Origin of the sequence: Vibrio sp. 10N.286.48.F5 (genome assembly GCF_041469785.1) — a bacterium.
GTDB lineage: Bacteria > Pseudomonadota > Gammaproteobacteria > Enterobacterales > Vibrionaceae > Vibrio > Vibrio crassostreae_C.
This window is the reverse complement of record NZ_JBFRLG010000092.1, coordinates 1-213: the sequence shown is the minus strand read 5'-3', so window position 1 is coordinate 213 and position 213 is coordinate 1. Positions and strand designations below refer to the sequence as shown.

Genomic DNA, 213 nt, shown 5'->3' with positions numbered 1-213 from the left:
CATCGCCAGGCTTTAAATTTGAGCACTTGTCAGCGACGACAAGTATTCCACTGCGGAGTGGTAGTTCAGTTGGTTAGAATACCGGCCTGTCACGCCGGGGGTCGCGGGTTCGAGTCCCGTCCACTCCGCCACTTATTAGAGAAGCCCTGCTAGCAATAGCAGGGCTTTTTTACATTTGAAGAAAAGTGTTTGTTGTTATACCAATCCGGAAAA

Annotated in this window: 1 tRNA gene; it reads left to right on the top strand. The window is 49.3% G+C overall.

Annotated features, from left to right (window positions below):
• The first annotated feature begins 54 nt into the window (after window positions 1-54).
• Window positions 55-131 (top strand) — tRNA-Asp (locus tag AB4185_RS21950).
• Window positions 132-213 lie beyond the last annotated feature (82 nt).